The organism is Streptomyces sp. NPDC085866, from assembly GCF_044541035.1.
Taxonomy (GTDB): domain Bacteria; phylum Actinomycetota; class Actinomycetes; order Streptomycetales; family Streptomycetaceae; genus Streptomyces.
Window position 1 is genome coordinate 742066 of sequence record NZ_JBITSQ010000002.1, and the last position, 23538, is coordinate 765603.

Genomic DNA, 23538 nt, shown 5'->3' on the forward strand with positions numbered 1-23538 from the left:
CCATCTGGAGTGCAGTCCACCGCACCGGTTCCCGCCCATCGTATGTTCGATCGCCCCGGTTCGCTCCGGGATACGGCCCGGTAGGACAGCCACCGACGGCAGGACCGCGGCGTGGTGAAGACTGGCCCCACGGACACGGAAGGCTGGGAGGCCCGCGCATGACACGCCCGATCACGGCAGGGGTGGACGGTACGGAGGAGAGCCTGGCCGCGCTGGACTGGGCGGGCCGGGAGGCCGTACGCCGGGGGCTGCCCCTGCGCGTGGTGCACGCCTGGCGCTTCCACGAGGGCCTGCACGCGGCCGACCGGGACACCCAGCACGGCTGGGTGTCGGACAGTGTGTCGGACGCCGTGCGTACCTTCTCCGCCCGGCATCCGGAGCTTCGGACGAGCGTCGACGTGGTCGAGGACGGGGCCGTCGAGGCGCTGGTCTCCGCCGCTGCGGAGGCCGAGATGCTGGTGCTCGGCTCGCGCGGGCACGGCACGGTGGTCGGGTTCCTGCTGGGCTCCGTCGGCCAGCAGGTGATCGCCGAGACGAACCGGCCCGTGGTCCTGGTGCGCGCCGGGAACGAGCCGGCGGCGGAGGCGGCCGGACGCGACGTCGTCGTCGGCCAGCAGGGAGGTCCGCAGGACAGCGCGGCCGCGCTGCGGTTCGCGTTCGAGACGGCGGCCGCCCGCGGCGCCACCGTCCGGGCCGTCCGGGCCTGGACGATGCCGCCGGTCTTCGCCTACAGCCCCGGTTCGCTGAAGCTCCTGGACGACGTCGGCGGGCTCGAACCGTACGAGCGCAAGGCCCTGAGCGAGGCGCTCCAGCCGTGGCGCGAGCGCTTCCCGCAGGTGCCCGTGGCCGAGCACATCGAGATGGGCAGCGCGGGGCAGGTGCTGCTCTCGGTGGCCGGCGGGGCCCAGCTGATGGTCGTCGGCCGGCGGGCGCACCGCACGGCCGTGGGCGCCCGGATCGGCTCGGTCGCCCACGGCGTGCTGCACCACGCCGAGTGCCCGGTCGCGGTGGTCCCGCACGAGTGACCCGGCACAGGACCCGGTGCGCGTGATCTAGTCCGGGGTCGTCGGCTCCAGCGTCGCGCGGGCCTTCGGCAGGACGTTCGCGATGTAGTCCTCGACCGCGGTGTCGAGGCCTATGTCGTGCTGCGCCTGCTCGGACAGGTACCAGCGGTGTTCGAGCAGCTCGTGGTAGATCTCGGCCGGGTCCATGGTGCCGCGCAGCTCCAGCGGGACGGCGCGGACAGTGGGCCGGAACACGTCCCGTACCCAGCGGTGGGCGAGCACTTCCGGGCGCGCGGCAAGGGGGTCGCCGGGTGCGTAGTCGTCCTGGGTGGCCATCCAGCTCTCCAGGTCGTTGAGCAGCCGCCGGGCCTGGTTCTCCTCGGTGTCGAGGCCGGTCAGGCGCAGCAGCTGGCGCTGGTGGTGGCCGGCGTCGACGACCTTGGGCACGAAGGTGACCGTGTCGCCGTTCGAGGAGTGCTCGATCTGCATCTCGGCCACGTCGAAGCCGAGGTCGTTCAGGCGGCGTATCCGGCGCTCTATGTAGTGGTACTTGCCCGCCGGGTACACCGAGGTGCGGGTCAGCTCCTGCCACAGGCCGCCGTAGCGGGTGCAGATCTCGTGGCCGAACTCGACGGGGTCGACGGACGGGTGCAGCGCGCCCGACGCCTCCAGGTCCAGCAGCTCGCCGCTGATGTTCACCCGGGCCAGGTCGAGGTCGTACTCCCGCTGCCCGGGGCTGAGCCGGGGGTGCAGGTCGCCCGTCTCGGCGTCCACCAGGTACGCGGCGTAGGCGCCCGCGTCCCGGCGGAACAGCGTGTTGGACAGCGAGCAGTCGCCCCAGGCGAACCCGGCCAGGTGCAGCCGTACCAGCAGCACGGCGAGGGCGTCCATCAGGCGGTGCATGGTCGCCGGGCGCATGGTCGTCTCGAACATCGAGCGGTACGGCAGCGAGCCGCGCAGATGCCGGGTCACCAGCACCGGCTCCAGCGGGGCGCCCGCGCGGTCCGTGCGGCCGGTGATCACCGCGAGGGGGTCGACGGCGGGGATGCCCAGCCGGTCCAGGTCGCGCAGCAGCTCGTACTCGCGCAGGGCGGGCCGCTCGGCCAGCTCCTTGACCGCGATCACCTCGTCGCCGGCGTGCGCGTAGCGCACGACGTGCCGGGAGATGCCCCGGGGGAGCGGCACGAGGTACTCCTCGGGCCACTCCTCCAGGGGCACGTCCCAGGGGAGTTCGAGCAGGAGCGCGGGGTGCTCCGGGTTCGTGGCGCTGATCTGCAAGGCCATGGGACGAACCCTAAGGCCCCGTCCGGCATCCTCAGGAGGCGCGTTCCCCGGCCTGTTCGGCGGCGGCCCGCACGGAGCCCCGGTGGACCGGGCCGTGCCCGGGCAGCAGGGTGTCGCCGTCGAGCGCCCCGATCAGCTCCAGCGAGGCCACGGCCCGGGAGCGCTCGTGGTGGAAGAAGTCGTGCAGCATCTGGGGGCCCTTGAGCCGCGAGGTCGCGTGGCCGGTGGCCAGGGCGTCGCCGGAGATGACGATGCCGGCGTCGGGCAGGTGGTAGACGCAGTGGCCGTCCGTGTGGCCGGGGGTGTGCACGGGGACGGGCCGGCCCGGCAGGTCGAGCGCGCCCTCGGCCGGGAACGGCTCGGGCGCGGTGACCGGGTTGTGCTCGATCCCGCCCACCCGGATCACGTGCACCGCCCACGGCACCACACCCGGCCGCCAGGCGTTGCGCACGACGTCGCCGATCGTGGCCTGCTGGAGGAACTCCCGGCGCGCGTGCGGGACTTCCGCCGGGTGCAGGTAGACCGGGGTGCCGTAGGCGCTGCGCAGGTACTCGGCGGAGCCCACGTGGTCGTTGTGGGCGTGGGTGATCAGTACGGCGGCGACCGCTTCGGGCGAACTGCCCACCACGGCGAGGGATTCGAGGACGCCCTGCCGGTCCCCGGGGTACCCGGTGTCCACCAGCGTGACGGCGTCGCCGTCCTTGAGGATCACCCAGTTGGTGTTGTGGCCGTGCACCAGGTAGGTGCCGTCGGCGACTTGGCGTACGTCTGCCTGCATGATCTCCCCGAGGCCCAGAACGACCGGTCGTCGGGGACAGCCAACCAGATGGCGCACCGTCCTGCGCAAGAGGGCGGCCGTCACGGGCCGGTCACTGTACGCCGTGCGGCCGGAACTGGATGCTGATGCGCGGTCCCGTCGCGCGGGCGGTCTTGGGGACGCAGTGCTCCCAGGTGCGCTGGCAGGAGCCGCCCATCACGATGAGGTCTCCGTGCCCGAGCGGCCGCCGGACCGTTGTGCCGCCGCCTCCCGCCGGCCGCAGCAGCAGGTCCCGGGGCGCGCCGACGGAGAGGATCGCGACCATCGTGTCCTGCCGGGCACCCCGCCCGATCCGGTCGCCGTGCCAGGCCACACTGTCCCGGCCGTCGCGGTAGAAGCACAGCCCGGCGGTGGTGAACGGCTCGCCCAGCTCCTCGGCGTAGTGCGCGGACAGGGCCGCGCGGGCCTCGTCCAGGACGGGGTGCGGCAGCGGATCCTGCGCCGCGTAGAAGGCGAGCAGACGCGGTACGGCCACCACGTTGTCGTACATCTTGCGGCGCTCCGCCCGCCACGGGACCTCGGCCGCCAGCTGTTCGAACAGGGCGTCGGCACCGCTCAGCCAGCCCGGCAGCACGTCGATCCAGGCGCCCCGGCCCAGCTCGGTCCGGTGCAGCCCGTCGAGCGGGCCGAGCCGCAGCTCGTCGGTCTGGTCGAACAGGGAGCCCTGCAGTTGCGTGGACATGGATCCAGCGTACTCCTGAATCGAAAATACGTTCCCATTATGGAGGACCTTTCGATACAGCGATGTATCGGATACATTCCCGTATCGAACGGAGGGCGACGGAGGTCTCGGCGATGACGGCGCAGGACACGGTCCGGCGGGTCACCAAACGGCGGGCGCGGACACGAGCCAACCTGCTCGACGCCGCCTTCGCGGTGTTCGCCGCCAAGGGTTTCGGCCGCGTCTCCATCGAGGAGGTCTGCGAGGCCGCCGGCTACAGCCGGGGCGCCTTCTACTCGAACTTCGCCACCCTGGACGAGCTGTTCTTCGCCCTCTACCGGGAGCGCGCCGACCTCATCGCCGCCCAGGTGGCCGACGCCCTCGGCCAGGACGGGCCCGACCTCGACGTGCCCGCCTCCGTGGACCGGGTCACCGAGGTCCTGCTGCTCGACGTGGACTGGCTGCTGGTGAAGACCGACTTCCTGGTGCACGCGGCCCGCGACCCGGCCGTCGCACACGCCCTCCTCGACCACCGCACCCGGCTCCGGGAGGCCATTGCCGACCGGCTCTTCCGGGCCCGCGGCCACACCGAACTGCCCGCCGTGCTCGGTGATGCCGACGGCGCCGCCCGCGCGGTGGTCGCGGCCTACGACGGCGTCACCACCCAGCTGCTGCTGGACAGGAACGTCGACGCGGCCCGCAGCTGGCTCAAGCAGCTGCTCACCGCCCTGCTGACCGACGGCAGCGGCACCACGGCATGAGCCGCAGACGGAAGTAGACGCAAGCAGACGCAAGCGGAAGGAAGGAACGGACGCCATGGACGCGGACGTCATCGTCGTCGGAGCGGGCCTCGCCGGCCTGGTCGCGGCGCACGAACTCACCAGCCGGGGCCGGCGCGTCGCCCTGGTCGACCAGGAGAACGCCGCCAACCTCGGCGGCCAGGCGTTCTGGTCCTTCGGCGGGCTCTTCCTCGTCGACTCGCCCGAGCAGCGGCGCCTCGGCATCAAGGACTCCTTCGACCTCGCCTGGAACGACTGGCGGGGCAGCGCCCGGTTCGACCGCCTGGAGGACGAGGACTCCTGGGGGGTGCGCTGGGCCCGCGCCTACGTCGAGTTCGCGGCCGGCGAGAAGCGGTCCTGGCTGGAGGGGCACGGCATCACACTGCTGCCGACCGTCGGCTGGGCCGAGCGCGGCGACCTGCGAGCCGACGGGCACGGCAACTCCGTACCCCGCTTCCACATCGCCTGGGGCACCGGTACCGGCGTGGTCGAACCCTTCGTCCGGTACGCCCGGCAGGCCGCCCGGGACGGGCTGCTCACCTTCTACCACCGCCACCAGGTCGATGCACTCGTCGTCGAGGACGGCGCGGCCCGCGGGGTGCGCGGCACGGTTCTGGCCGACGACACCGCGCCGCGCGGCGTGGCCTCCAACCGCGACCGCGTCGGCGACTTCGAACTCACCGCCCAAGCCGTGATCGTCACCACCGGCGGCATCGGCGCCGACCACGACATCGTCCGCCGCTACTGGCCCGAGCGGCTCGGCACACCCCCCGCCGAGATGGTCACCGGCGTCCCCGCCTACGTCGACGGCCGGATGCTCGACATCAGCGCCGAGGCGGGCGTGCGCCTGGTCAACCGGGACCGCATGTGGCACTACACCGAGGGCCTCCAGAACTGGAACCCCATCTGGCCCGGCCACGGCATCCGCATCCTGCCCGGACCGTCCTCCATCTGGCTCGACGCCCTCGGCCGCCGGCTGCCCGACCCCTGCCTGCCCGGCTACGACACCCTCAGCACCCTGAAGTACCTGCGCACCACCGAGGACATCGCCGGGTACGACCACTCCTGGTTCGTCCTCACCCGGAAGATCATCGAGAAGGAGTTCGCGCTCTCCGGCTCGGAACAGAACCCCGACATCACCGCCAAGGACCGAGGGGCCGTGCTGCGCGACCGGCTGCTCGGCAAGGGCGCCCCCGCACCCGTCCAGGCCTTCCTCGACAAGGGCGCGGACTTCGTCACCGCGGACACCCTGGAGCGGCTGGTCGAGAAGATGAACGGCCTCACGGACAAGCCCCTGCTGGACGCGGCCGAGATACGCCGCCAGATCGAGGCCCGAGACCTGCAGATCGCCAATCGCTACAGCAAGGACTCCCAGGTCCAGGGCATCCACAACGCCCGCCGCTACATCGGCGACCGCCTCGGGCGGGTCGCCGCCCCGCACCGCATCCTCGACCCGGCAGCGGGCCCCCTGATCGGCGTCCGGCTGCACGTCCTGACCCGCAAGACCCTCGGCGGCATCCAGACCGACCTCGACTCCCGCGCCCTCGGCTCCGACGGCACGCCAGTCGGCGGCCTGTACGCGGCGGGCGAGGTGGCCGGTTTCGGCGGCGGAGGCGTCCACGGCTACAACGCTCTGGAGGGCACCTTCCTCGGCGGCTGCCTGTTCTCGGGCCGCGCGGCGGGCCGGGCGGCGGCGAAGCAGACGGGCTGACGTCAGCCTTTCAGCAGGTCCGCCAGCACCGTGGCATGGCTCTGCTCCGGCGTCTTGGACGCCGTGAGCAGCGTCACCGGCCCCTTGCGGGCCGACTTCCTGAGGCCGTCGAGGAGTTCGGCGGCCTCAGGGGCGCCCAGCTCCGCCTCGTAGCGGCCGCGGAACTCCTCGTACGAAGCCTCGCCCGCGTGGTACCAGCGGCGCAGCTCCGTCGACGGCGTGAGCCCCTTGGGCCACTCGTCGACCTGCGCCGCCTCCTTGGCGAGGCCGCGCGGCCACAGCCGGTCCACCAGCACCCGCAGGCCGTCTTCGGGCTCCGGCGACTCGTAGATCCGGCGCACCCGTACGCTCACGGTCTGGCTCCCCTCGGTCGCGGACGGCTCTGCGAGCGTACTTCGTCCGCCCCGTGACACCGGGCGGCAACGCGGCGTGACTTGACCTGAATGAGGGGGAAACGGAGACAGTCGCGGCCCTAGTCTGTGGACGAATGATCATCGTCACCCCCAAAGGAGCGCCCATGACGGCAGCGCACAGACAGACCTCACCACGACGCACCGCTGTCCTCCGCCGTGAGGCGGTCCTCGCCACCGTCCCCGTCGCCGTGGCGGCACTGCTCGGTGCTGCCGGGCCCGCGTCGGCCGGCACCATCGGCGCCTCGGGCGCCGGTGACCCCTACTTCCCGCTCAGCGGCAACGGCGGCTACCACGTCAAGCACTACGACCTGACGCTCCGCTACGACACCACCTCCCGGCAGCTGGACGGCAAGGCGGTCCTCACCGTCCGCGCCACCCAGCAACTGACCCGCTTCGACCTGGACCTCAAGGGCCTGAAGGTCACCGGCGTCACCGTCGACCGCACCGCCGCCGGCTTCCGCCGCAACGGCCAGGAACTCGTCGTCACGCCGCACCACACGCTGCGCAAGGACCAGGAGTTCCGGGTCACCGTCACCTACCACGGCACCCCCAAGGCGGTCACCGACCCGGACGGCTCCGCGGACGGCTGGATCCGCACCGACGACGGGGCGTTCGTCGCGGGCGAGCCGCAGGGCGCGATGACCTGGTTCCCGGGGAACAACCACCCCAAGGACAAGTCGTCGTACGACTTCACGATCACGGTCCCGAAGGGGCGCACCGCCGTCGCCAACGGCGTCCTGCGCGGGCAGCACACCGCGAACGGCCGCACCACGTTCCGCTGGCACCAGGCCGAGCCCATGGCCGCGTACCTGGCCACCGCCACGGTCGGCAAGTTCAAGGTCGAGCAGTACACCACCCACGACGGCATCCAGGTCTACAACGCCGTCGACGCCCGGGAGGCGCGCACGGCCGCGCCGGTGCTGAAGAAGCTGCCCTCCGTGCTGGAGTGGGAGAGCAAGCTGTTCGGGCCGTACCCGTTCCGCGCGGCCGGCTCCATCGTCGACCACGCACCCGACGTCGGCTACGCCCTGGAGACCCAGAGCCGGCCCGTCTACGACTCGGCGCCCGACCTGAGCACCCTCGTCCACGAGAGCGCCCACCAGTGGTTCGGCGACTCCGTCTCGCTGACCGCCTGGAAGGACATCTGGCTCAACGAGGGCTTCGCGACCTACGCCGAGTGGCTCTACAGCGAGCAGCACGGCGGCGACAGCGCCCAGAAGACCTTCGACGCGCTGTACGCCCGCTCGGCGAACGACGGCCTGTGGGCCTTCCCGCCCGGCGACCCGGGCAGCGGCAAGAACCTGTTCGACACGCCCGTCTACGCCCGCGGAGCGATGGCCCTGCACGAGTTGCGCAAGGCGGTCGGTGACCAGGACTTCTTCCGCATCCTGCGCGCCTGGGCGACCGAGCACCGGGCCGGGCACGGTACGACGGCCCAGTTCGTGAAGCTCTCCGAGCGGGTGTCCGGCAAGGACCTGGACGGTCTCTTCCACACCTGGCTCTACACGAAGGGCAAGCCGAGCAAGGCCTAGAGGCTCCGCTGCCGGAACCTGACGGGTTCCAAACATGTGTCGGCCAGGGTCGACCCATGATCGATCGCAGAGCCGCCGTCGCTCTTCTCGTCTCCCCGCTGCTGCTCACCGGCTGCGGCGGCGGAGCCGAGGCGACCGAGCGTCGCACCCCCGCCGCCCGTCCGGCGCCGACGGCCACCCCCACGCCCACCCCCGAGTCCGTGGTGGAGTCGGCACCCCGGCGGATAGCCGGCCTCGGCCCGAAGATCCACGCCGCGATACCGGACCGCTCCCGGCAGGCCGTCGTCGTCACCGGGCGCGGCAGGAACTCCCCGCTGTCCACGGTCGTGCTGCACGAGCGCACCGCCACCGGCTGGCAGCCGGGCACCGAGTGGCCCGCCCACAACGCGCTGCGCGGCTGGAGCGCCCACCACACGGCCGGAGACCTGCGCTCCCCGGTCGGCGTCTTCACCCTCAGCGACGCCGGCGGCCTGCTGGCCGACCCGGGCAGCAGGCTTCCGTACCACCACTCCAGAGGGTTCGTCTCGCCCGGCACCGGCTTCGAGGGCGAACCCCTCGCCGGGTCCTTCGACTACGTCGTGGCCATCGACTACAACCGCAGGCCGGGCACCTCGCCCCTGGACTGGACCCGCCCCCTGGGCCCGGGCCGGGGCGGCGGAGTCTGGTTCCACGTCGACCACGGCGGCCCCACCCACGGCTGCGTCAGCGTCGCCAAGTCCCACATGAAGGACCTCCTGCGCACCCTCGATCCGGAGCGGCATCCGGTGGTCGTCATGGGCTACGCCGACTGGCTCGCCCTCTGAGCGGCCTAGGATCCGAACTCGTGTGCGCACATGTGCTGGTCGCCGAGGACGACGAGAAGCAGGCCGAACTGATCCGCCGCTCCCTCCTGGCCGAGGGGCACACCGCCACGGTGGTGCACGACGGCGCCGCCGCGCTGGACGCGGCCCGGCGCCTGAGACCCGACCTGGTCGTGCTCGACCTGATGCTCCCGGTGATCGACGGCTTCGGGGTGTGCCGGGTGCTGCGCGGCGGCGAGGACCCGGACATCCCCGTGGTGATGCTCACCGCCCGCGCTGCCGAGGACGACGTGCTGCTCGGGCTGGAGCTCGGCGCCGACGACTACATGACCAAGCCGTACAGCCCACGCGAGCTGATGGCCCGGATCCGTACCGTCCTGCGGCGCAGCGGGCGCGTCGGGAGCGTCCGGGACGACGATCCGGTCGTACGGGCCGGGGGGATCGGCGTGGACCCCGTACGGCACGAGGTGCGCTGCGACGGCAAGCCGGTGGAGTGTACGCCGGCCGAGTTCCAGATCCTGCTGACCATGGCGGGGGAGCCGGACCGGGTGTTCTCCCGGCGGCAGTTGCTGCAGTGCACGCGCGGCTTCGACCGGGCCTCCACCGAGCGGGCCGTCGACGTGCACATCATGAACCTGCGCCGGAAGATCGAGGCCGACCCGCGGCGGCCGGTCCGCCTGGTGACGGTGTTCGGCGTCGGCTACAAGCTGGCCGGCGGCCGGCCGTGAAGCGCCGGGTACCGCTGCGCAAACGGCTGCTCGTCCGGCTGCTGTTCGTCTCGGCCCTCATCGCCGTCTGCTCGGTGGCGGCCACCGCCTGGCTCGCGGTGACGACCACCACCAGCGCCCTGAAGGAGGAACAGGGCCAGGACCTCGCCGCCGACAACAGCATCCTCGCCCAGCTCAGCGGGTACGCCGCCGCACACCCGGACTGGCCGGGCGTCCAGCGCACGGTCCGTGACCTGGCCCGCACGACCGGCCGGCGCATCGCCCTGACGAACGCGGACGGCACCCTGGTCGCCGACTCCGCGCCACGCGGCACCCCGCTGCCGCCCCGGCCCGCCGCCACCGTCGACCCCCTGCGCACCGACACCTACACCGACAGCGGGAGCCAGCTCAGCGGCATCGACCCCCGGGTGGTGGGGCCGTACCGGGTCACGGCCAAGGAGCGGGTCCGGCTGGACGCGCTGGCCGCCAAGCGCAGGCAGTGCTACGAGGAATTCGGCGTCGACGGCACGGTCGTCCGGACCCCGAGCGGCCGTCCCGTGGTCAGCACCCCGGAGGGCACCGACATCTCCTACGCCTCGCAGCAGTGCGCGGACGGGCAGCTGAACACCCCCACGCCGACGGAGGAGCAGGCCCTGACCGACCTCACGGCGCTGGCCCGGCCCTGCCTGAAACGGGCGGGACTGGACATCGGCGGCCGGCTGTTCCTCACCTTCGACCCCAGCGCGAAGAACCCCTTCGGCGGCGGCTTCCTGGTGTCCAAGAGCCCCCGGGTGGCCGACAGCAAGGCCGCCGTACAGGCGTCGCAGAACTGCGTGCTGAGCGCCCGCCGCATCCAGCTGGAGCCGTATGTCGCCCCGGTCGCCGAGCTGTTCCTGGGCATCGGGGACCAGAACCCCTCCCGCTTCGACATGTCCACGGGCAACAAGGCCAAGGTGGTCGGCGCGGCCGGGCTGGTCCTCGCCGTGACCGTCGCCGTGACCGCCGTCGTCGCCGTACGGCTCGTACGACCCCTGCGCGCACTGACCGCGGCCGCGCAGCAGCCGCCCGAACTGCATGTGCGGGTGCCGGTGACCACCCGGGACGAGACCGGCATCCTCGCCGAGGCGTTCAACGACCTGACCGAGCGACGCGAACGCCTGGAGGCCCAGCGCAAGGCGATGGTCAGCGACATCGCCCACGAACTGCGCAGCCCGCTCACCAACATCCGAGGCTGGCTGGAGGTCGTCCGCGACGGCGTCGTCGACCCGGACCCGGCTCTGCTCGCCTCCCTGCACGAGGAGTCGCTGGTGCTCCAGCGGATCATCGACGACCTGCAGGATCTCGCGGCCGCCGACGCCGGCACCCTGCGCCTGCACCGCGAGCCGCTGCACGCAGGCGAGCTGCTGGACCAGGTCGCCGCCGCCCACCGGGTCGCCGCCGACGCCGCCGGGGTCGCCCTGCGCACCGAGACCGAGGACGCCGCCTGGCTGGACGCGGACCCCGTGCGCATGCGGCAGGCGCTCGGGAACCTGGTCTCCAACGCGCTGCGGCACACCCCCGCCGACGGCACGGTCACCCTGGCTGCCCGCATCGACGGCGAGTCGGTCCTCCTGACCGTCACCGACACCGGCTCGGGCATCGATCCCGAGGACCTGCCGCACGTCTTCGACCGGTTCTGGCGCGCCGAGAAGTCCCGCAGCCGCCGCACCGGCGGCAGCGGCCTCGGCCTGCCGATCGTCCGCCACCTGGTCGCGGCCCACGGCGGTACGGCGCAGGCGGCGAGCGAGCCGGACGCGGGCGCCGTGTTCACCCTGCGGCTGCCGGCCGCTCCGGCACCGGTGGACGCCCCGTGATCCGACCACGGGACGCCTCCTCAGCGCGGCCGCCGTGCCCCCATGCGCCGGGCCCGGGCGCGGCGTTCCGTCTCCGTCATGCCTCCCCAGACGCCCGCGGCCTGTCCGGTGTTCAGTGCCCAGCGCAGGCACTCCTCGCGGACGCCGCAGCGCCCGCACACCGCCTTCGCCCGCTGTGTCTGCACCAGCGCCGGTCCCGTGGTGCCGATCGGGAAGAAGAGGTCGGGTTCCTCGCGGCGGCATGCGGCGCGGTCTCGCCAGTCGTCCATCAACGTCACCTGCGATCGAGGTCGTACCTGCCCCTGGAAGATGCGTACTCGCCTTCGGGTCACCTGTCGATGCGTGGTGAAACAGCGGATTCCGGCCGCGTCACTGTTCCCGGACGCCCCACGGGGAGCCGTAGTCGGTCAGCAGGTCGAGGAACGGGCGCGCCGGGAAAGCCTCCGGGCCGAGGACTCCGGTGCCCGACCAGGCGCCGGTGGCGAGGAGTTCGAGGGCGACGACCGGATTGACCGCCGTCTGCCACACCACCGCCTGACAGCCGTACTCCGTCATGGACCACTCGTTGTCGACGACGTGGTACAGGTACACCTCGCGCGGCGCCCCGTCCTTCGTGCCGCGCACCCAGGTGCCCGCGCACGTCTTGCCGCGCATCCGGTCGCCCAGCGTCGCCGGATCGGGCAGGCACGCGGCGACCACGTCCCGCGGTGAGACGGCGACCGGTCCGTCCGGGCCGGGCACGGTCACCGGCTCGGTGCGGTCGAGTCCCAGCCGGTGCAGGGTCTTCAGCGTCTCGATGAACTCCCCGCCCAGGCCGTACTTGAAGGTGACGCGCTGCGCACCGACCCAGCGCGGCACCAGCAGCACCTCCTCGTGCTCGACGTTCACACACTCCACCGGGCCGATGCCCTCCGGGAAGTCGAACACCTCCGGCTCGCTGAACGGGGGCGTGGTGAACCAGCCGCGCCCGGCCTCGTACACGACCGGCGGGTTCAGACACTCCTCGATGGTGGTCCAGATACTGAAGGAGGGCGCGAAGTCGTGGCCGTCGACGGTGAGGTTCGCGCCGTCGCGGATGCCGATCTCCTCGATGGTGTCGAAGAGTTCGTCGGCCGCGTGGCGGGCGAACACGTCCGACAGGCCGGGCTCCACGCCCATGCCGACCAGGGCGAGCGCGCCCGCCTTCTCCCACTCCTCGGCCAGCGCGAACTGCTCGTCGCCGAGCTTGACCCCGCACTCCTCGTACGGCCGCTCGGAGTGCGGACGGGATAGGGACATCGCCATGTCGACATAGCCGGCGCCGGCGGCGCGTGCCGCACGGAACAGGGGCATGACGAAGCGCGGGTCGGTGGCGTTGAGCAGGACGTCGCAGCCGTGGCGGGCGAGCAGTCGGGCCACTCCGGCCTCGTCGGAGGCGTCCACGCGCTCGGCGCGGAACCGGCCTCCGGCGTCGCCGAGGGCCGCGACCGCCGCCTCGGCCCGGGCGGGGTCGTAGTCGGCGACCACCATGAGGTCGAGGAACGGACGCCGGGCCGCGATCCGGGTGATGGCGGTACCCACACCGCCGGCTCCCACGAGCAGTACACGCATGACGAAACTCCCTGCCTGACACGGACGTAACGGAACGGGGCAGGCGCGCCTTGCCCGGAATCCAACGCCCCGGCATGGCGTAAGGTCAATGGCGTTGGCATAAGGAGCGCAGGGAGGATCCGCCGTGCCCAAGCCCGTGGTGCCCGAGGAGAAGCGCCGCCGGCGCCGTCCGACCCGCAGCGGCACCGTGCTGTCCGAGCCGCTGATCGTCGAGACCGCGCTGCGTCTGCTGCGCGAGCACGGCAGCACCGGGCTCACCGCGCGCCGCCTGGGTCTCGCCCTGGACTGCGACCCCAGCACGCTGTACCGGTACTTCCGGGGCATGGACGACCTGACCCTGGCCATCGGTGACGCACTCATCGGTCAGGCCCTGGCGGGCTGGGAGCCGACGGGACAGTGGCGGGCGGACCTGCGGACGATCGGGCTGCGCATCCACGCCGCGTACGTCGCGCACCCGCAGGCGGCGCTGCTGACCGCCAGCCGGGTCACCGGGCGCGCCCAGGAACTGGCCGCCGACGAGGCGGTCCTGGACGTCCTGCGCACGGCCGGGTTCTCCCTGCCGGAGACGGTCCGCGTCTACCACGCCTTCATCGACCAGACGCTGGCCTTCGCCGCGCTCGACGCCGCGTCCCTGGCCCTGCCGAGCGCATCCCAGCGGGCCGACGAGGACAAGTGGCACTCGACCTACGCCCGGCTGCCCCGCGCCACCCACCCCCGCATTGCCGAGGCGGCCCCGCTGCTGGCCCGGCGGATGGTCACCAGCGCCTACCCGACGGCCCTGGAGATGCTGCTGGACAGCGCGGCCGGGCGGCTCGACCCACAGGCACCCTGACCGCCGCCGTCACCGCCGCAGTGCCTCGGCCGCCGTCGCCGTCACCGCCTCGGCCAGTGCCGTCAGCGCGGGGGAGTCCAGTTTCCACTGCTGCCAGTACAGCGGGACGTCGACCCACTCCCGCGGGGCGAGCACGACGAGGCGGCCCTCGTCCAGCAGCGGCCGGGCCTCGGGCTCCGGGATCATGCCCCAGCCGAGGCCCGCGGCCACCGCGTCGGCGAAGCCCCCCGAGGACGGCACGTAGTGCCGCAGCCGGCCGGCGCCCGTGCCGCCCAGCCGCCGCACGAAGTCGTCCTGGAAGTCGTCCTTGCGGTCGAAGAGCACGACAGGGGCCTCCGGCAGGAGATCCCGCAGCGGCCCGGCCAGGTACCGCTCGGCGAACCCGGGTGCGGCCGCGGCCACATACCGCATCCGGCCGAGCGGGCGGACCGAGCAGCCCGGCACCGGGTCGGGCGAGGAGGTCACGGCCGCCATCACCAGGCCCTCGCGCAGCAACGCCGCCGTATGGGCCTCGTCCTCCCGGTGCAGCTCGTAGCAGAGCCCCTCCACCCGGGTGAGCGCCCCCAGGAACCAGGTCGCCAGCGAGTCCGCGTTCACCGCGACCGACACCCGCGTCGGCTCTCCGGCACCGCTCAGGCCCAGTTCGCCGCGTGCGTCCCGCTCCAGCCGGGCCAGCTGCCGGGCGAACCGGACCAGCACCGCCCCGGACTCCGTCGGGCGCACCGGCTTGGTGCGCTGGAGCAGCACCCGGCCGGTGCGCTGCTCCAGCGCCTTGACCCGCTGACTGACCGCCGACGGCGTCACATGCAGGGCCGCGGCCGCCGCGTCGAACGTGCCCTCGTCCACCACGGCGAGCAGCGTCCGCACCTGCTCCAGGGGAAGCTCCTCCATCACAATTGCTAAGGATACGTAAGAATCTTTAGCTGTACCTGCAGTGATCGTTTGCCTAACGTCGACGATATGAACCACGCACTGACGGCCGCGGCCGCCGGATTCGGCACCGGCCTCTCCCTGATCGTCGCCATCGGCGCCCAGAACGCCTTCGTCCTGCGCCAGGGGGTGCGCCGCGACGCCGTCCTCGCCGTGGTCGGCATCTGCGCCCTGTCCGACGCGCTGCTCATAGCCCTCGGCGTCGGCGGGGTCGGGGCAGTGGTGGTGGCCTGGCCGGGCGCGGTACGGGCCGTCGGGCTCATCGGCGGCGCCTTCCTGCTGTGCTACGGCGCCCTCGCCGCGCGCCGTGTCCTCAGGCCCGGTACCGGCCTGCGCGCGGAGGGCGAGGCGGTGGGCTCACGCAGGCGCGCGATCCTGACCTGTCTGGCGATGACCTGGCTCAACCCGCACGTCTACCTGGACACCGTGTTCCTGCTCGGGTCCCTCGCCGCCGACCGCGGCCCGCTGCGCTGGACCTTCGGGCTCGGCGCGGCCCTCGCGAGCCTTTGCTGGTTCGCCGCGCTCGGCTTCGGCGCGCGGCTGCTCGGCCGCTTCCTCGCCCGGCCCACCGCCTGGCGGGTCCTGGACGGCCTGGTCGCCGTCACCATGCTCGCGCTGGGCGCCATGCTCCTCGCCGGATCCTGAGGCACCGGATCCTGAGGCACCGCATCCTGAGCCGCCCGCTCCACAGACACCGGATCCCGGAACAACCGGTTCGGCAGGCGCAGAAGTTGCTGCCATAGTGAGGCTCGAAATCGAAAGATGTATCGAGCAACCAGGATGCCCGTGGACACGAGCGAGAGCAGCACCGAACCCGACACCGAGACCGACAGCCCGGCCGCCCAGGCCCCGCCCCGGCGCAGCTGGCGCCGCTGGGCGATGGACACCCGGCCGCTGCGCATCCCCGCCTACCGGCGGCTGTGGTCGTCGACCATCGTCACGGCCGTCGGCAGCCAGCTGACCGCGGTCGCCGTACCCAAGCAGATCTACGACATCACCCACTCCTCGGCCTGGGTCGGCTACGCCAGTCTCGCCGGTCTGGTGCCCATGGTGGTGTTCGCGCTGTGGGGCGGGGCGGTCGCCGACACGATGGACCGGCGCAAGCTGCTGCTGGTCACCAACAGCGGGATCGCCGTGACCTCGGTGCTGTTCTGGACGCAGGCCGTCACCGGCCTGGACTCCGTCGTGGTCCTCATGCTGCTGCTCGCCGTGCAGCAGGCGTTCTTCGGCCTCAACTCCCCGGCCCGCACCGCCTCCGTCGCCCGCCTCGTCCCGGCCGAGCAGCTGGCGGCGGCGGGCGCGCTCGGCTCGACCGTGATGCAGACCGGCCTCGTCGCGGGTCCGCTGCTGGCCGGTGCGCTGATACCGGTCATCGGGCTGCCCGAGCTGTACCTGATCGACGCGCTGGCGCTGTGCGTCACCGTGTGGGCGGTGTTCCGGCTGCCCGCACTGCCCCCGCTGGGCGACGGGCCGGCCCGTCGGGCCGGGATGCGCGAGATCACGGCGGGGTTCCGCTACATCTCCGGGCACAAGGTGCTGCTGCTCTCCTTCCTGGCCGACATCGTGGCCATGGTCTTCGGCATGCCCCGCGCCCTGTTCCCGCAGCTGGCCGCGCAGACGTACGGCTCCTACGGCGAAGGGCTGGCGCTCGGTGTGCTGTTCGCCGGGATCCCGGTCGGCGCGGTGCTCGGCGGCCTGTTCTCCGGCGTCTTCTCGCGGGCACGGCGGCACGGCTGGATGGTCATCGGCGCGGTCGTCGGCTGGGGCGTGGCCGTCGCCGGGTTCGGGCTGAGCACCAACCTCTGGCTGGCCGTGACCTTCCTCGCCGCGGCCGGGGTCGCCGACATGGTCTCCATGGTGTTCCGCGGGGCGATCCTGCTCTCCGCCGCGACCGACGAGATGCGCGGCCGAATGCAGGGGGTGTTCACCGTGGTCGTCGCGGGCGGTCCGCGCCTGGCCGACGTGCTGCACGGCACCGCGGGCTCGGCGTTCGGCCCCAGGGCGGCCGTGGCGGGCGGCGGTGCGCTGGTGGTGGTGGTCATGCTGGGGCTCGCGGCGGCGGTCCCGGCGCTGCGGCGCTACCGGATCTGAAGCGTCCCGTAAGGGGCGCGGGGCTGCGTCGATGTGCGGCTCCGCCGTGTGGGCGCGACCAGCCACGGCGGCGCCGCAGCGGATCCACGGCACATCGCGGTACTTCCGGCGGAGCTCAGAGCGGGCCGCTGCGCCGCCGGATCGTGTACTGCTCCATCAGCTTGCCGCGGGTCGTCTCCAGGCGGTGGGCGAGGACCTCGGCGACCGTGCGCACCAGCGAAAGTCCGAGCAGCGGGTCCTCCACGCAGAGCGCGAGCACCGAGGGTCCGTCGAACTCGTAGGCCCGGACGTTGCTGAAGGCGACGGCGCCGAAGTCCCACTCGTACGGCGGGAACAGCCAGGACCAGCCGAGCATGTCGCCCGCGCCGAGCGTGGCCACGGTGACCCGCTGCCGGGAGGTGACCTGCTGGTCCAGGTGGACCGCGCCGGAGCGGACCACCCAGAAGCGGTCGGCGGTGCCGCCCGCCTCGAAGATGCGGGTGTCCTCCGGGAAGGACACCTCCTTGGCCAGCTCCATCAGCCGCTCGCGCTGGGCCTGCGGGAGGGCGGTCAGCAGTTTTATCGCTTTGGTCATGGCGCGGGACTCCTCGCCGGCAGCGGTTCGGGTGGTTTCCCCAAGCCCATTTCAGCCGCTGCCGCCGTCCGGGGCACCTCGAAGGAAGCGGGTTTCTGTCGGCGATGTGCCGCGGAGGAATGAAAAAGCCCTGGCTGGACGGGGGAGACCAGCCAGGGCCGTATGCGGTGGCAAGGGAGGACGGTTCCGGTCGACTCCGTCACCACTTATGGATGAACGGTAAACCATCTTGCCGGAATCCGCCCAATCGAGAACGGGTCACGTGACTCGTTTCACTCCGGACGACACACCGGTGGCCGAAGGGCCGGCAACCCGTGTTTGCCGCCGGGGCGGACGGGCAGGCGCAACCTGTTTCCGTCCACGCCCTGAAACAACCCTTCAGGAGCGATGCCGCATGCTGACCGACACTTCCTCCGTCGCCCCGGTGCGGCGGTCCCATGACGACGCCCCCGACACCGCGGCCCTCTTCGCGCGGCTCGTGGAACTGGACGACGGCCCCGAGCGGGACGCCGTACGCGACGAACTGGCGACCGAGTGGCTGCCCATGGCCCACCGGATCGCCGGCCGGTTCCGCGACCGCGGGGAGTCCACCGAGGATCTGCGCCAGGTGGCCGCGCTCGGCCTGGTCAAGGCCATCGACCGGTACGACCCCTCCCGGGGAGCCTTCGAGAGCTATGCCGTCCCGACCGTCACCGGCGAGGTGAAGCGGCACTTCCGGGACCGGATGTGGGCCGTGCGGGTGCCCCGCCGGGTACAGGAGCTGCGCAACCGGGTGCGCCTGGCCCGCCGCGAACTCACCCAGCGCCCCGGCGCACCCGAACCCACCGCCGCCGACATCGCCGCGCACACCGGCCTCACCGAGGACCAGGTCACCGAGGGCGTGGAGGCGCTGGAGAGCTTCAGCGCCCTCTCCCTGGACGCCGAGCCGGCCGCCGGCGACGACGGCCACAGCCTGGCCGACACCCTGGGTGCCACGGACTCCTCGTACGACGTCGTCGTCGACCGAGAGGCCGCCAAGGAGGGGCTGCGCCGGCTGCCCGAGCGGGAGCGGGCCATCCTTTACATGCGCTTCTTCGAGGACATGACGCAGAGCCACATCGCCGACCGGCTAGGCATCTCCCAGATGCACGTCTCCCGGCTCATCAGCCGCAGCTGCGCCCGCGTGCGTGCCGTGGCGCTGGGACAGCGGCAGTGCGGCCGGACCGCCGGGTGACCGGCCGTCACTTCTCGGACCGCTCCCGCGCGATGCCCAGCGGCCGGGCCAGACCCGACACCGCCTCGTCCAGGCGCTGCAGATGCCGCAGCACCCGGTCGGTCACCCGGCCGTAGCGCGGGGTGCGCAGGGTGCCCGGTTCCAGCATCGACGCGATGCTGGGGCCGGTCTCGATGCCCGCCGCCGAGCGGGGGTCGGCGACGTGTGCGGCGATCGCCTCGATGTTGTGCACGATCCGCCGGCCGGCTCCGCGCAGCCGGGGATCCGCCGCGATCGACGGGTGCGTCGGCAGCAGCTCGGCCGTGGCCGCGAGCGAACGCGCGTGGTAGGCGCAGGTCTCCAGCAGGGCCACCACGTACCGAGCGGTGTCCCGGCGGCCGCGCTGCGGGGCGATCGGGTGGGTGAGCGGCTGGGTGGCGGCGTGCAGGTCGGCCAGCGCCTGGTCCAGGTCGCGGGCCCGGTCCACCAGGTCGGCCGGCGGCGCGCCGCTCAGCTGGTCCATGGCGGCCCGGGTGACGTCCGCCAGCTTGTCGAGGACGTCGACGAGCAGGTCGTTGGTGCGCCGGTCGGTGTGGACCGGCAGCACCACCGCCGCCGCGATCATCCCGCAGGCCGCGCCCAGCGCCGTCTCCTCCACGCGCAGCACCAGCACCGACACGCTGTAGGTGCTCAGCAACGTGTACAGCAGCCCCAGCATCGCCGTCACGAAGAACGACATCAGCGTGTAGGACAGCGGCGCGGTGAAGAACATCGCGAAGATGCACACCAGCACCAGCGCGAACGCCGTCCAGGTGTGGTGTCCGACCAGCCCCGCGAGCCCGATGCCGGCCACCACGCCGAGTACCGTGCCGACCAGCCGCCGGTAGCCCTTCACCAGGATCTCGCCGGTGGACGCGGTGTTCAGGAAAACGATCCAGCAGGTCAGCACCGCCCAGTACCAGCGCTGGCTGGACAGCAGCTCACCGCCCGCGATGGCGAGGGCCGAACCGACGGCCACCTGCACGGCGGCCCGGGTGGTGGGCCGCCCGAGCCCGGTCGGCTCCGGCTTCTCGGGCTCGGCCTCCTCGCCGCTCTCGATGGCGGCGTCCTCGGCGTCCAGCTCCTCGCGGGACCGGGCCGTCGCCGGTGTGTCGTCGGACTCGTCCTGCGGCCCGTCCAGGGCGATCCGCAGCCCGAGGACGGCCCGCGCGGCCTCGCCGAGACCCCGGAAGACGTCCTGCACCGCCGGGGACGCCTTGGGCAGGTTCTCCTCCTCGCGGTAGCCGAGCAGCCGGTTGCGCACCTGCGCCAGCGCCGTCCCCGAGGCCTCGCCGACCGGCCGCAGCACCAGCAGGCGCAGCGCCTCCAGGTCCCGGCGCAGCACGGCCGTGGCCTCGTCCCGCATCGGCAGCTCGCCGCCGGTCGGGAGGGGCGCGCCGGGCAGATGCAGGGTGAGCGTGTCCGTCCGTTCGGCACTGCGCGCGGTGAGCAGCAGCAGACCGAGCCGCTCGGCGGCGATCTCGGCGTCGGCGATACGGCGCTGCAGCAACCGTGCCGTCGCCTCGTCGGAGGTGCCGCCCTCCAGCCGGCCCTGGATCATCAGCGCCGTCTCGTGCAGCCGGGCGGTGCTGGTGCGCAGGTGCGCCAGCACCTTCTCGACCTCGTCGGGACCGGCGTCCAGCAGCTCGATCTGGGCCGCGATCAGCTGCCCGAGCCGGGCCCGGAAAGCCCGGCGCAACCGGTCGAGGGTGCCCGCCGGGGTCTGGGGCAGCAGGACGAAGCGGGCGGCGGCGCTGCACACGAACGCCACGGTGATCACGCCGTACAGGGCGGGCAGCGTGGACGTGGTCGCGTGCACGAACAGCGAGAGGAAGTAGATCTGGAAGCCGATGAGGCCCAGCGCCGTGCCGCGGTCGCCGAACCTGCGGCCGTAGACGGCACAGAAGATGAGGGCGACGAAGAACACGTCGCCCACGACGACCCGTTGGTTCAACAGCGCGCCCAGCGACACCGAGGCGAGCGCCACCGGCAGGCCCAGCGCGAGGGTGACGGCCTGCTGGGAGCGCTGCTTCTCGCGGAGGGCGAACGTCGCGACCATCGACGCCATGGCACCCGCGACGAGCTGCGGGACCGGGACCCGCAGCAGGGCCAGCACGGCAAGGGTGAGGACGATGGCGGCCACCGTGCGCAGACCCGCGGTGAGCCGCAGCAGCCCGGGATCGGACGCCGCGAGCCGGTCCCACGTCCGTGCCCACCCCGACCGAACCGCTGCCCTCACGCCGCCGCGCTCTCTCCCGTGCCAGAACTTGATCTCCGTCCCAGCATGGCACGGCGACCCGGCCCGCCGCCCCGGGCCGACCTGCTACTTACCCTCGGCCAGCGTGTACGCGACGAGCGCGTTGGCGTGCCCGTGCCCGAGACCGTGCTCGGACTTGAGCCAGGCCACCAGCTCCATGTGCTTGGTCAACGGAGAGGAACGGATCAGCTCCTGCCATGCGGCGACCGGACGGCCGTACTTCTTCTCGATCGAGGGGAAGTAGCTCGCCGGGCCCTTCACGGTCTTCTCGGTCATGGCGGTGTGTCCCATCCGTGTGACGTGTGCTGATCACCGGAGAAGACCGCCGACCGACCGGGAAGTGATCGGCGATCTCCGGTGATCTGGGTCACATCAGGAAATCGCGGTGTCGCCACCCTCCACCCGGGCGCGGACCTGTTCCGGTGTCAGATAGGTGTCCGTGTACTCGAAGTCCTTCAGCCGGGGCGGTTTGCGGGACTGGAAGCCGGTGCGGACGAAGTCGTCGCCGGCGACCGCGTTCAGCAGCCAGTTGGTCATGACGCGGGTCTTGGCGACGTTGGTGCGCAGCGCCGACCAGTGATAGCCGCGGGCCACCGCCTGGGCGGGCACGCCCCGCAGCTCGATGCCCAGCGGCTTGGACACGGCGTCCTTGCCGCCCAGGTCGACGACGAGGCCCAGGTCCTTGTGCACGTACGGCACCAGCGGCTCGTTGCGCAGGGTCGCGATGACGTTGTCGGCGACCTTCCGGCCCTGGCGCATGGCGTGCTGGGCGGTGGGCGGACAGACCGCGTTCTCCTCCTCCTTGGTCTTGTCGGGCACGGCGGCCGCGTCGCCGAGCGCGAACACCCCGTCGTGACCCGGCAGGGTCATCTCGGCGGTGACGGCGAGCCTGCCGCGGACCGTCTCCGCGCCGAGCGTGGCGATCAGCGGGCTCGCGACCACACCCGCCGTCCAGATCAGGGTGTGCGTCGGCACCACCCGGCCGTCGGTGAAGGTGACCTCCTCGGCTCCCGCCTTGTCGATCGACACGCCCAGCGAGACATCGATGCCGCGCCGCCGCAGGATCTCCTGTGCGCTGCGGCCCAGCTTGTCGCCCAGCTCCGGCATGAGCTTGGGCGCGATGTCGATGAGGTGCCACCTGATCAGGTTCGGGTCGAGACGCGGATAGCGCTGCACGGCCGCGTGCGTGAGCCGTTGCAGACAGGCCGCGGTCTCGGTCCCCGCGTATCCGCCGCCGACCACGACGAACTGGAGCCGCGCGGCCCGCTCGGCCGGGTCGTCGCTGGCGTCCGCGAGGTCCAGCTGCGAGATGACGTGGTCGCGGATGTAGGCGGCCTCGGCGAGGGTCTTCAGCCCGAAGGCGTGCTCGGTGAGCCCCGGGATGTCGAAGGTGCGGGTCACGCTGCCCGGCGCCAGCACGAGGTAGTCGTACCGCTCGTTGACGTCGTCGTCGGTGATGGTGCGGATGACACAGACCTTGGACTTCAGGTCCACGCCGATCGCACCGCCCGGGATGATCCGGGTGCGGTACTTCTTGCTGCGGCGCAGCGAGACGGCGATCGACTGCGGTGTCAGCACACCGGAGGCGACCTGGGGCAGCAGGGGGAGGTAGAGCTGGTAGGCGAACGGCGTCACCAGAGTGACGTCGGCCTCCTCCGGGGTGAGTTTCCGCTCCAGGCGGCGGACGCACTCGACTCCGGCGAAGCCTGCGCCAACCACCAGGATCCTGGGTCGTGTCACGGTGTTCATCCCTCTCTGCGGCTCCAGGCGGTCCGACTCCACGCCGTTCGCGTGCCCGGGATCGCTGCGGCCACACCGATCCCACCGTGCCCCGAGCCGTTCCGCCAGCTGGGTGCGGCAGGCAGACGAACGCGTGGGCACCAGCATGCCCCTGCTGAGGCCCGTAGTAACCAGATCTCGCACAGATACACGTCGTACTCATGGACACCACGCGCGACGTTCCCCGTCACCAGGGCAGGAACACGTGGATGTCCTTGCCCCGGTCCTCGACGACGACGCTCACCTGACTGCACAGCGTGTGCACCAGGTGCCAGCCGATCCCGCCGCCGCCCGCTCTCGGCTGGAACGGCCGCGGCTCCGGCCGGGTGGTGCTGGTGTCGTGCATCGTCACGTGCACCCCGTCGAAGGTGCGGCGCATCCGCAGCCCGAAGGGCCCGGGGGCGTACTGGACGGCGTTGGCGGCCAGCTCCGTGACGACCAGCAGGATGTCGTCCCAGCACTCGGGCGTGCCGGGCGGCGCGTCCCGGGCCAGGGCGCACAGGAACTCCTCCGCGGCGAGCCGCGCCCCCGTCACATTGCGCAGCTCACCCGGGAAGGAGAACGCCCGCTCGGCCCACTCCTCCGAGGGCGGTGTGTCGTCCCCACGCGGCTCCGTCGCCATATCGCATTCCCCGGCCCCGTCCGGTCGGGGCCGGCGGCCCCTCGCGACCAGGGCGGTCGTCGTTGCTGATC

Annotated in this window: 23 protein-coding genes; 11 read left to right on the plus strand and 12 right to left on the minus strand. The window is 72.5% G+C overall.

Annotation, left to right across the window (positions count from 1 at the left end; translation table 11 throughout):
- Positions 1–158 precede the first annotated feature (158 nt).
- Entirely contained in the window at positions 159–1025 is an 867-nt protein-coding gene (locus ACIF83_RS06670; protein WP_398138243.1) for a universal stress protein, read from the plus strand.
- Between the two features lie 27 nt (positions 1026–1052).
- Here the strand turns inward: ACIF83_RS06670 and ACIF83_RS06675 are convergent, their stop codons facing one another.
- The 3 genes from ACIF83_RS06675 to ACIF83_RS06685 form a co-directional block, all read right to left on the minus strand.
- Positions 1053–2288 carry a DUF4032 domain-containing protein gene (locus tag ACIF83_RS06675; RefSeq protein ID WP_399723991.1) on the minus strand — a complete coding sequence of 412 codons (1236 nt, stop codon included), beginning with the start codon at positions 2286–2288 and terminating at the stop codon, positions 1053–1055.
- Positions 2289–2319: 31 nt separating this feature from the next.
- Positions 2320–3066: an MBL fold metallo-hydrolase gene (locus ACIF83_RS06680; protein ID WP_399723993.1), complete on the minus strand. Its 747-nt coding sequence runs from the start codon at positions 3064–3066 to the stop codon at positions 2320–2322.
- A gap of 91 nt (positions 3067–3157) precedes the next feature.
- Positions 3158–3787, minus strand: coding sequence for an alpha-ketoglutarate-dependent dioxygenase AlkB family protein (locus tag ACIF83_RS06685; RefSeq protein ID WP_393476691.1), 630 nt, complete (start codon positions 3785–3787; stop codon positions 3158–3160).
- A 113-nt stretch (positions 3788–3900) separates the two neighbouring features.
- On the opposite strand from ACIF83_RS06685, the gene ACIF83_RS06690 reads away from it, so the two are divergent.
- Together ACIF83_RS06690 and ACIF83_RS06695 are read left to right on the plus strand one after the other, a co-directional pair.
- Entirely contained in the window at positions 3901–4527 is a 627-nt protein-coding gene (locus ACIF83_RS06690; protein ID WP_399723996.1) for a TetR/AcrR family transcriptional regulator, read from the plus strand.
- A 55-nt stretch (positions 4528–4582) separates the two neighbouring features.
- On the plus strand, positions 4583–6256 hold the full coding sequence (locus ACIF83_RS06695; protein ID WP_393476686.1) for an FAD-binding dehydrogenase: 1674 nt from the start codon (positions 4583–4585) through the stop codon (positions 6254–6256).
- 2 nt (positions 6257–6258) lie between these two features.
- Here ACIF83_RS06695 and ACIF83_RS06700 read toward each other — a convergent pair whose 3' ends face one another.
- Entirely contained in the window at positions 6259–6609 is a 351-nt protein-coding gene (locus ACIF83_RS06700) for a DUF488 domain-containing protein (protein ID WP_393476683.1), read from the minus strand.
- A 164-nt stretch (positions 6610–6773) separates the two neighbouring features.
- Here ACIF83_RS06700 and ACIF83_RS06705 point away from each other — a divergent pair, with 164 nt between their 5' ends.
- The 4 genes from ACIF83_RS06705 to ACIF83_RS06720 are packed head-to-tail and all read left to right on the plus strand — an operon-like array spanning position 6774 to position 11561.
- Positions 6774–8201 (plus strand): M1 family metallopeptidase, encoded by a 1428-nt coding sequence (locus ACIF83_RS06705; RefSeq protein WP_398138245.1) that lies wholly within the window; start codon positions 6774–6776, stop codon positions 8199–8201.
- 56 nt (positions 8202–8257) lie between these two features.
- On the plus strand, positions 8258–9004 hold the full coding sequence (locus ACIF83_RS06710; protein WP_399724001.1) for a L,D-transpeptidase family protein: 747 nt from the start codon (positions 8258–8260) through the stop codon (positions 9002–9004).
- 20 nt (positions 9005–9024) lie between these two features.
- On the plus strand, positions 9025–9729 hold the full coding sequence (locus tag ACIF83_RS06715; RefSeq protein ID WP_399724004.1) for a response regulator transcription factor: 705 nt from the start codon (positions 9025–9027) through the stop codon (positions 9727–9729).
- Positions 9726–11561: a sensor histidine kinase gene (locus ACIF83_RS06720; protein WP_399724007.1), complete on the plus strand. Its 1836-nt coding sequence runs from the start codon at positions 9726–9728 to the stop codon at positions 11559–11561. Before ACIF83_RS06715 ends, ACIF83_RS06720 begins: the two co-directional genes overlap by 4 nt.
- Positions 11562–11581: 20 nt before the next feature.
- Here ACIF83_RS06720 and ACIF83_RS06725 read toward each other — a convergent pair whose 3' ends face one another.
- Both ACIF83_RS06725 and ACIF83_RS06730 read right to left on the minus strand, forming a co-directional pair.
- Complete coding sequence (locus ACIF83_RS06725) at positions 11582–11830, minus strand: WhiB family transcriptional regulator (protein WP_393476669.1); 249 nt, start codon at positions 11828–11830, stop codon at positions 11582–11584.
- A 100-nt stretch (positions 11831–11930) separates the two neighbouring features.
- Positions 11931–13151, minus strand: a complete 1221-nt coding sequence (locus ACIF83_RS06730) for a saccharopine dehydrogenase family protein (protein WP_398138247.1) — start codon at positions 13149–13151, stop codon at positions 11931–11933.
- A gap of 124 nt (positions 13152–13275) precedes the next feature.
- On the opposite strand from ACIF83_RS06730, the gene ACIF83_RS06735 reads away from it, so the two are divergent.
- A complete protein-coding gene (locus ACIF83_RS06735; protein WP_393476664.1) occupies positions 13276–13983 on the plus strand; it encodes a TetR/AcrR family transcriptional regulator in 708 nt (235 codons plus the stop codon).
- 9 nt (positions 13984–13992) lie between these two features.
- Here ACIF83_RS06735 and ACIF83_RS06740 read toward each other — a convergent pair whose 3' ends face one another.
- Positions 13993–14877: a LysR family transcriptional regulator ArgP gene (locus ACIF83_RS06740; protein WP_399724011.1), complete on the minus strand. Its 885-nt coding sequence runs from the start codon at positions 14875–14877 to the stop codon at positions 13993–13995.
- Positions 14878–14943: 66 nt separating this feature from the next.
- Here ACIF83_RS06740 and ACIF83_RS06745 point away from each other — a divergent pair, with 66 nt between their 5' ends.
- Together ACIF83_RS06745 and ACIF83_RS06750 are read left to right on the plus strand one after the other, a co-directional pair.
- Positions 14944–15558: a LysE/ArgO family amino acid transporter gene (locus ACIF83_RS06745; RefSeq protein ID WP_399724013.1), complete on the plus strand. Its 615-nt coding sequence runs from the start codon at positions 14944–14946 to the stop codon at positions 15556–15558.
- 141 nt (positions 15559–15699) lie between these two features.
- Entirely contained in the window at positions 15700–17004 is a 1305-nt protein-coding gene (locus tag ACIF83_RS06750) for an MFS transporter (protein ID WP_399724016.1), read from the plus strand.
- Between the two features lie 115 nt (positions 17005–17119).
- Here ACIF83_RS06750 and ACIF83_RS06755 read toward each other — a convergent pair whose 3' ends face one another.
- The gene (locus ACIF83_RS06755) at positions 17120–17578 is read right to left on the minus strand and encodes a cyclic nucleotide-binding domain-containing protein (RefSeq protein WP_386578654.1); all 459 of its coding nucleotides are present in this window, start codon (positions 17576–17578) and stop codon (positions 17120–17122) included.
- A 394-nt stretch (positions 17579–17972) separates the two neighbouring features.
- On the opposite strand from ACIF83_RS06755, the gene ACIF83_RS06760 reads away from it, so the two are divergent.
- Positions 17973–18791, plus strand: coding sequence for a SigB/SigF/SigG family RNA polymerase sigma factor (locus tag ACIF83_RS06760; RefSeq protein WP_393476653.1), 819 nt, complete (start codon positions 17973–17975; stop codon positions 18789–18791).
- Positions 18792–18798: 7 nt separating this feature from the next.
- On the opposite strand, the gene ACIF83_RS06765 is transcribed toward ACIF83_RS06760, so the two are convergent.
- The 4 genes from ACIF83_RS06765 to ACIF83_RS06780 all read right to left on the minus strand — a co-directional run bounded on the left by ACIF83_RS06765 (position 18799) and on the right by ACIF83_RS06780 (position 23467).
- Positions 18799–21048 (minus strand): FUSC family protein, encoded by a 2250-nt coding sequence (locus ACIF83_RS06765; RefSeq protein ID WP_398138250.1) that lies wholly within the window; start codon positions 21046–21048, stop codon positions 18799–18801.
- Positions 21049–21132: 84 nt separating this feature from the next.
- Complete coding sequence (locus ACIF83_RS06770; RefSeq protein WP_399724019.1) at positions 21133–21342, minus strand: DUF4287 domain-containing protein; 210 nt, start codon at positions 21340–21342, stop codon at positions 21133–21135.
- Positions 21343–21438: 96 nt separating this feature from the next.
- The gene (locus ACIF83_RS06775; RefSeq protein WP_393476645.1) at positions 21439–22815 is read right to left on the minus strand and encodes an NAD(P)/FAD-dependent oxidoreductase; all 1377 of its coding nucleotides are present in this window, start codon (positions 22813–22815) and stop codon (positions 21439–21441) included.
- 217 nt (positions 22816–23032) lie between these two features.
- A complete protein-coding gene (locus ACIF83_RS06780) occupies positions 23033–23467 on the minus strand; it encodes an ATP-binding protein (protein ID WP_393476642.1) in 435 nt (144 codons plus the stop codon).
- Positions 23468–23538: the final 71 nt, after the last annotated feature.

Excerpts from the sequence above, each read along its gene's own strand:
- ACIF83_RS06695 (WP_393476686.1), top strand. The coding sequence starts at position 4,583 with ATGGACGCGGACGTCATCGTCGTCGGAGCGGGCCTCGCCGGCCTGGTC.
- ACIF83_RS06775 (WP_393476645.1), bottom strand. The coding sequence starts at position 22,815 with ATGAACACCGTGACACGACCCAGGATCCTGGTGGTTGGCGCAGGCTTC.
- ACIF83_RS06725 (WP_393476669.1), bottom strand. The coding sequence starts at position 11,830 with ATGGACGACTGGCGAGACCGCGCCGCATGCCGCCGCGAGGAACCCGAC.
- ACIF83_RS06745 (WP_399724013.1), top strand. The coding sequence starts at position 14,944 with ATGAACCACGCACTGACGGCCGCGGCCGCCGGATTCGGCACCGGCCTC.
- ACIF83_RS06685 (WP_393476691.1), bottom strand. The coding sequence starts at position 3,787 with ATGTCCACGCAACTGCAGGGCTCCCTGTTCGACCAGACCGACGAGCTG.
- ACIF83_RS06755 (WP_386578654.1), bottom strand. The coding sequence starts at position 17,578 with ATGACCAAAGCGATAAAACTGCTGACCGCCCTCCCGCAGGCCCAGCGC.
- ACIF83_RS06690 (WP_399723996.1), top strand. The coding sequence starts at position 3,901 with ATGACGGCGCAGGACACGGTCCGGCGGGTCACCAAACGGCGGGCGCGG.
- ACIF83_RS06760 (WP_393476653.1), top strand. The coding sequence starts at position 17,973 with ATGCTGACCGACACTTCCTCCGTCGCCCCGGTGCGGCGGTCCCATGAC.
- ACIF83_RS06770 (WP_399724019.1), bottom strand. The coding sequence starts at position 21,342 with ATGACCGAGAAGACCGTGAAGGGCCCGGCGAGCTACTTCCCCTCGATC.
- ACIF83_RS06710 (WP_399724001.1), top strand. The coding sequence starts at position 8,258 with ATGATCGATCGCAGAGCCGCCGTCGCTCTTCTCGTCTCCCCGCTGCTG.
- ACIF83_RS06670 (WP_398138243.1), top strand. The coding sequence starts at position 159 with ATGACACGCCCGATCACGGCAGGGGTGGACGGTACGGAGGAGAGCCTG.
- ACIF83_RS06680 (WP_399723993.1), bottom strand. The coding sequence starts at position 3,066 with ATGCAGGCAGACGTACGCCAAGTCGCCGACGGCACCTACCTGGTGCAC.
- ACIF83_RS06675 (WP_399723991.1), bottom strand. The coding sequence starts at position 2,288 with ATGGCCTTGCAGATCAGCGCCACGAACCCGGAGCACCCCGCGCTCCTG.
- ACIF83_RS06730 (WP_398138247.1), bottom strand. The coding sequence starts at position 13,151 with ATGCGTGTACTGCTCGTGGGAGCCGGCGGTGTGGGTACCGCCATCACC.
- ACIF83_RS06705 (WP_398138245.1), top strand. The coding sequence starts at position 6,774 with ATGACGGCAGCGCACAGACAGACCTCACCACGACGCACCGCTGTCCTC.
- ACIF83_RS06780 (WP_393476642.1), bottom strand. The coding sequence starts at position 23,467 with ATGGCGACGGAGCCGCGTGGGGACGACACACCGCCCTCGGAGGAGTGG.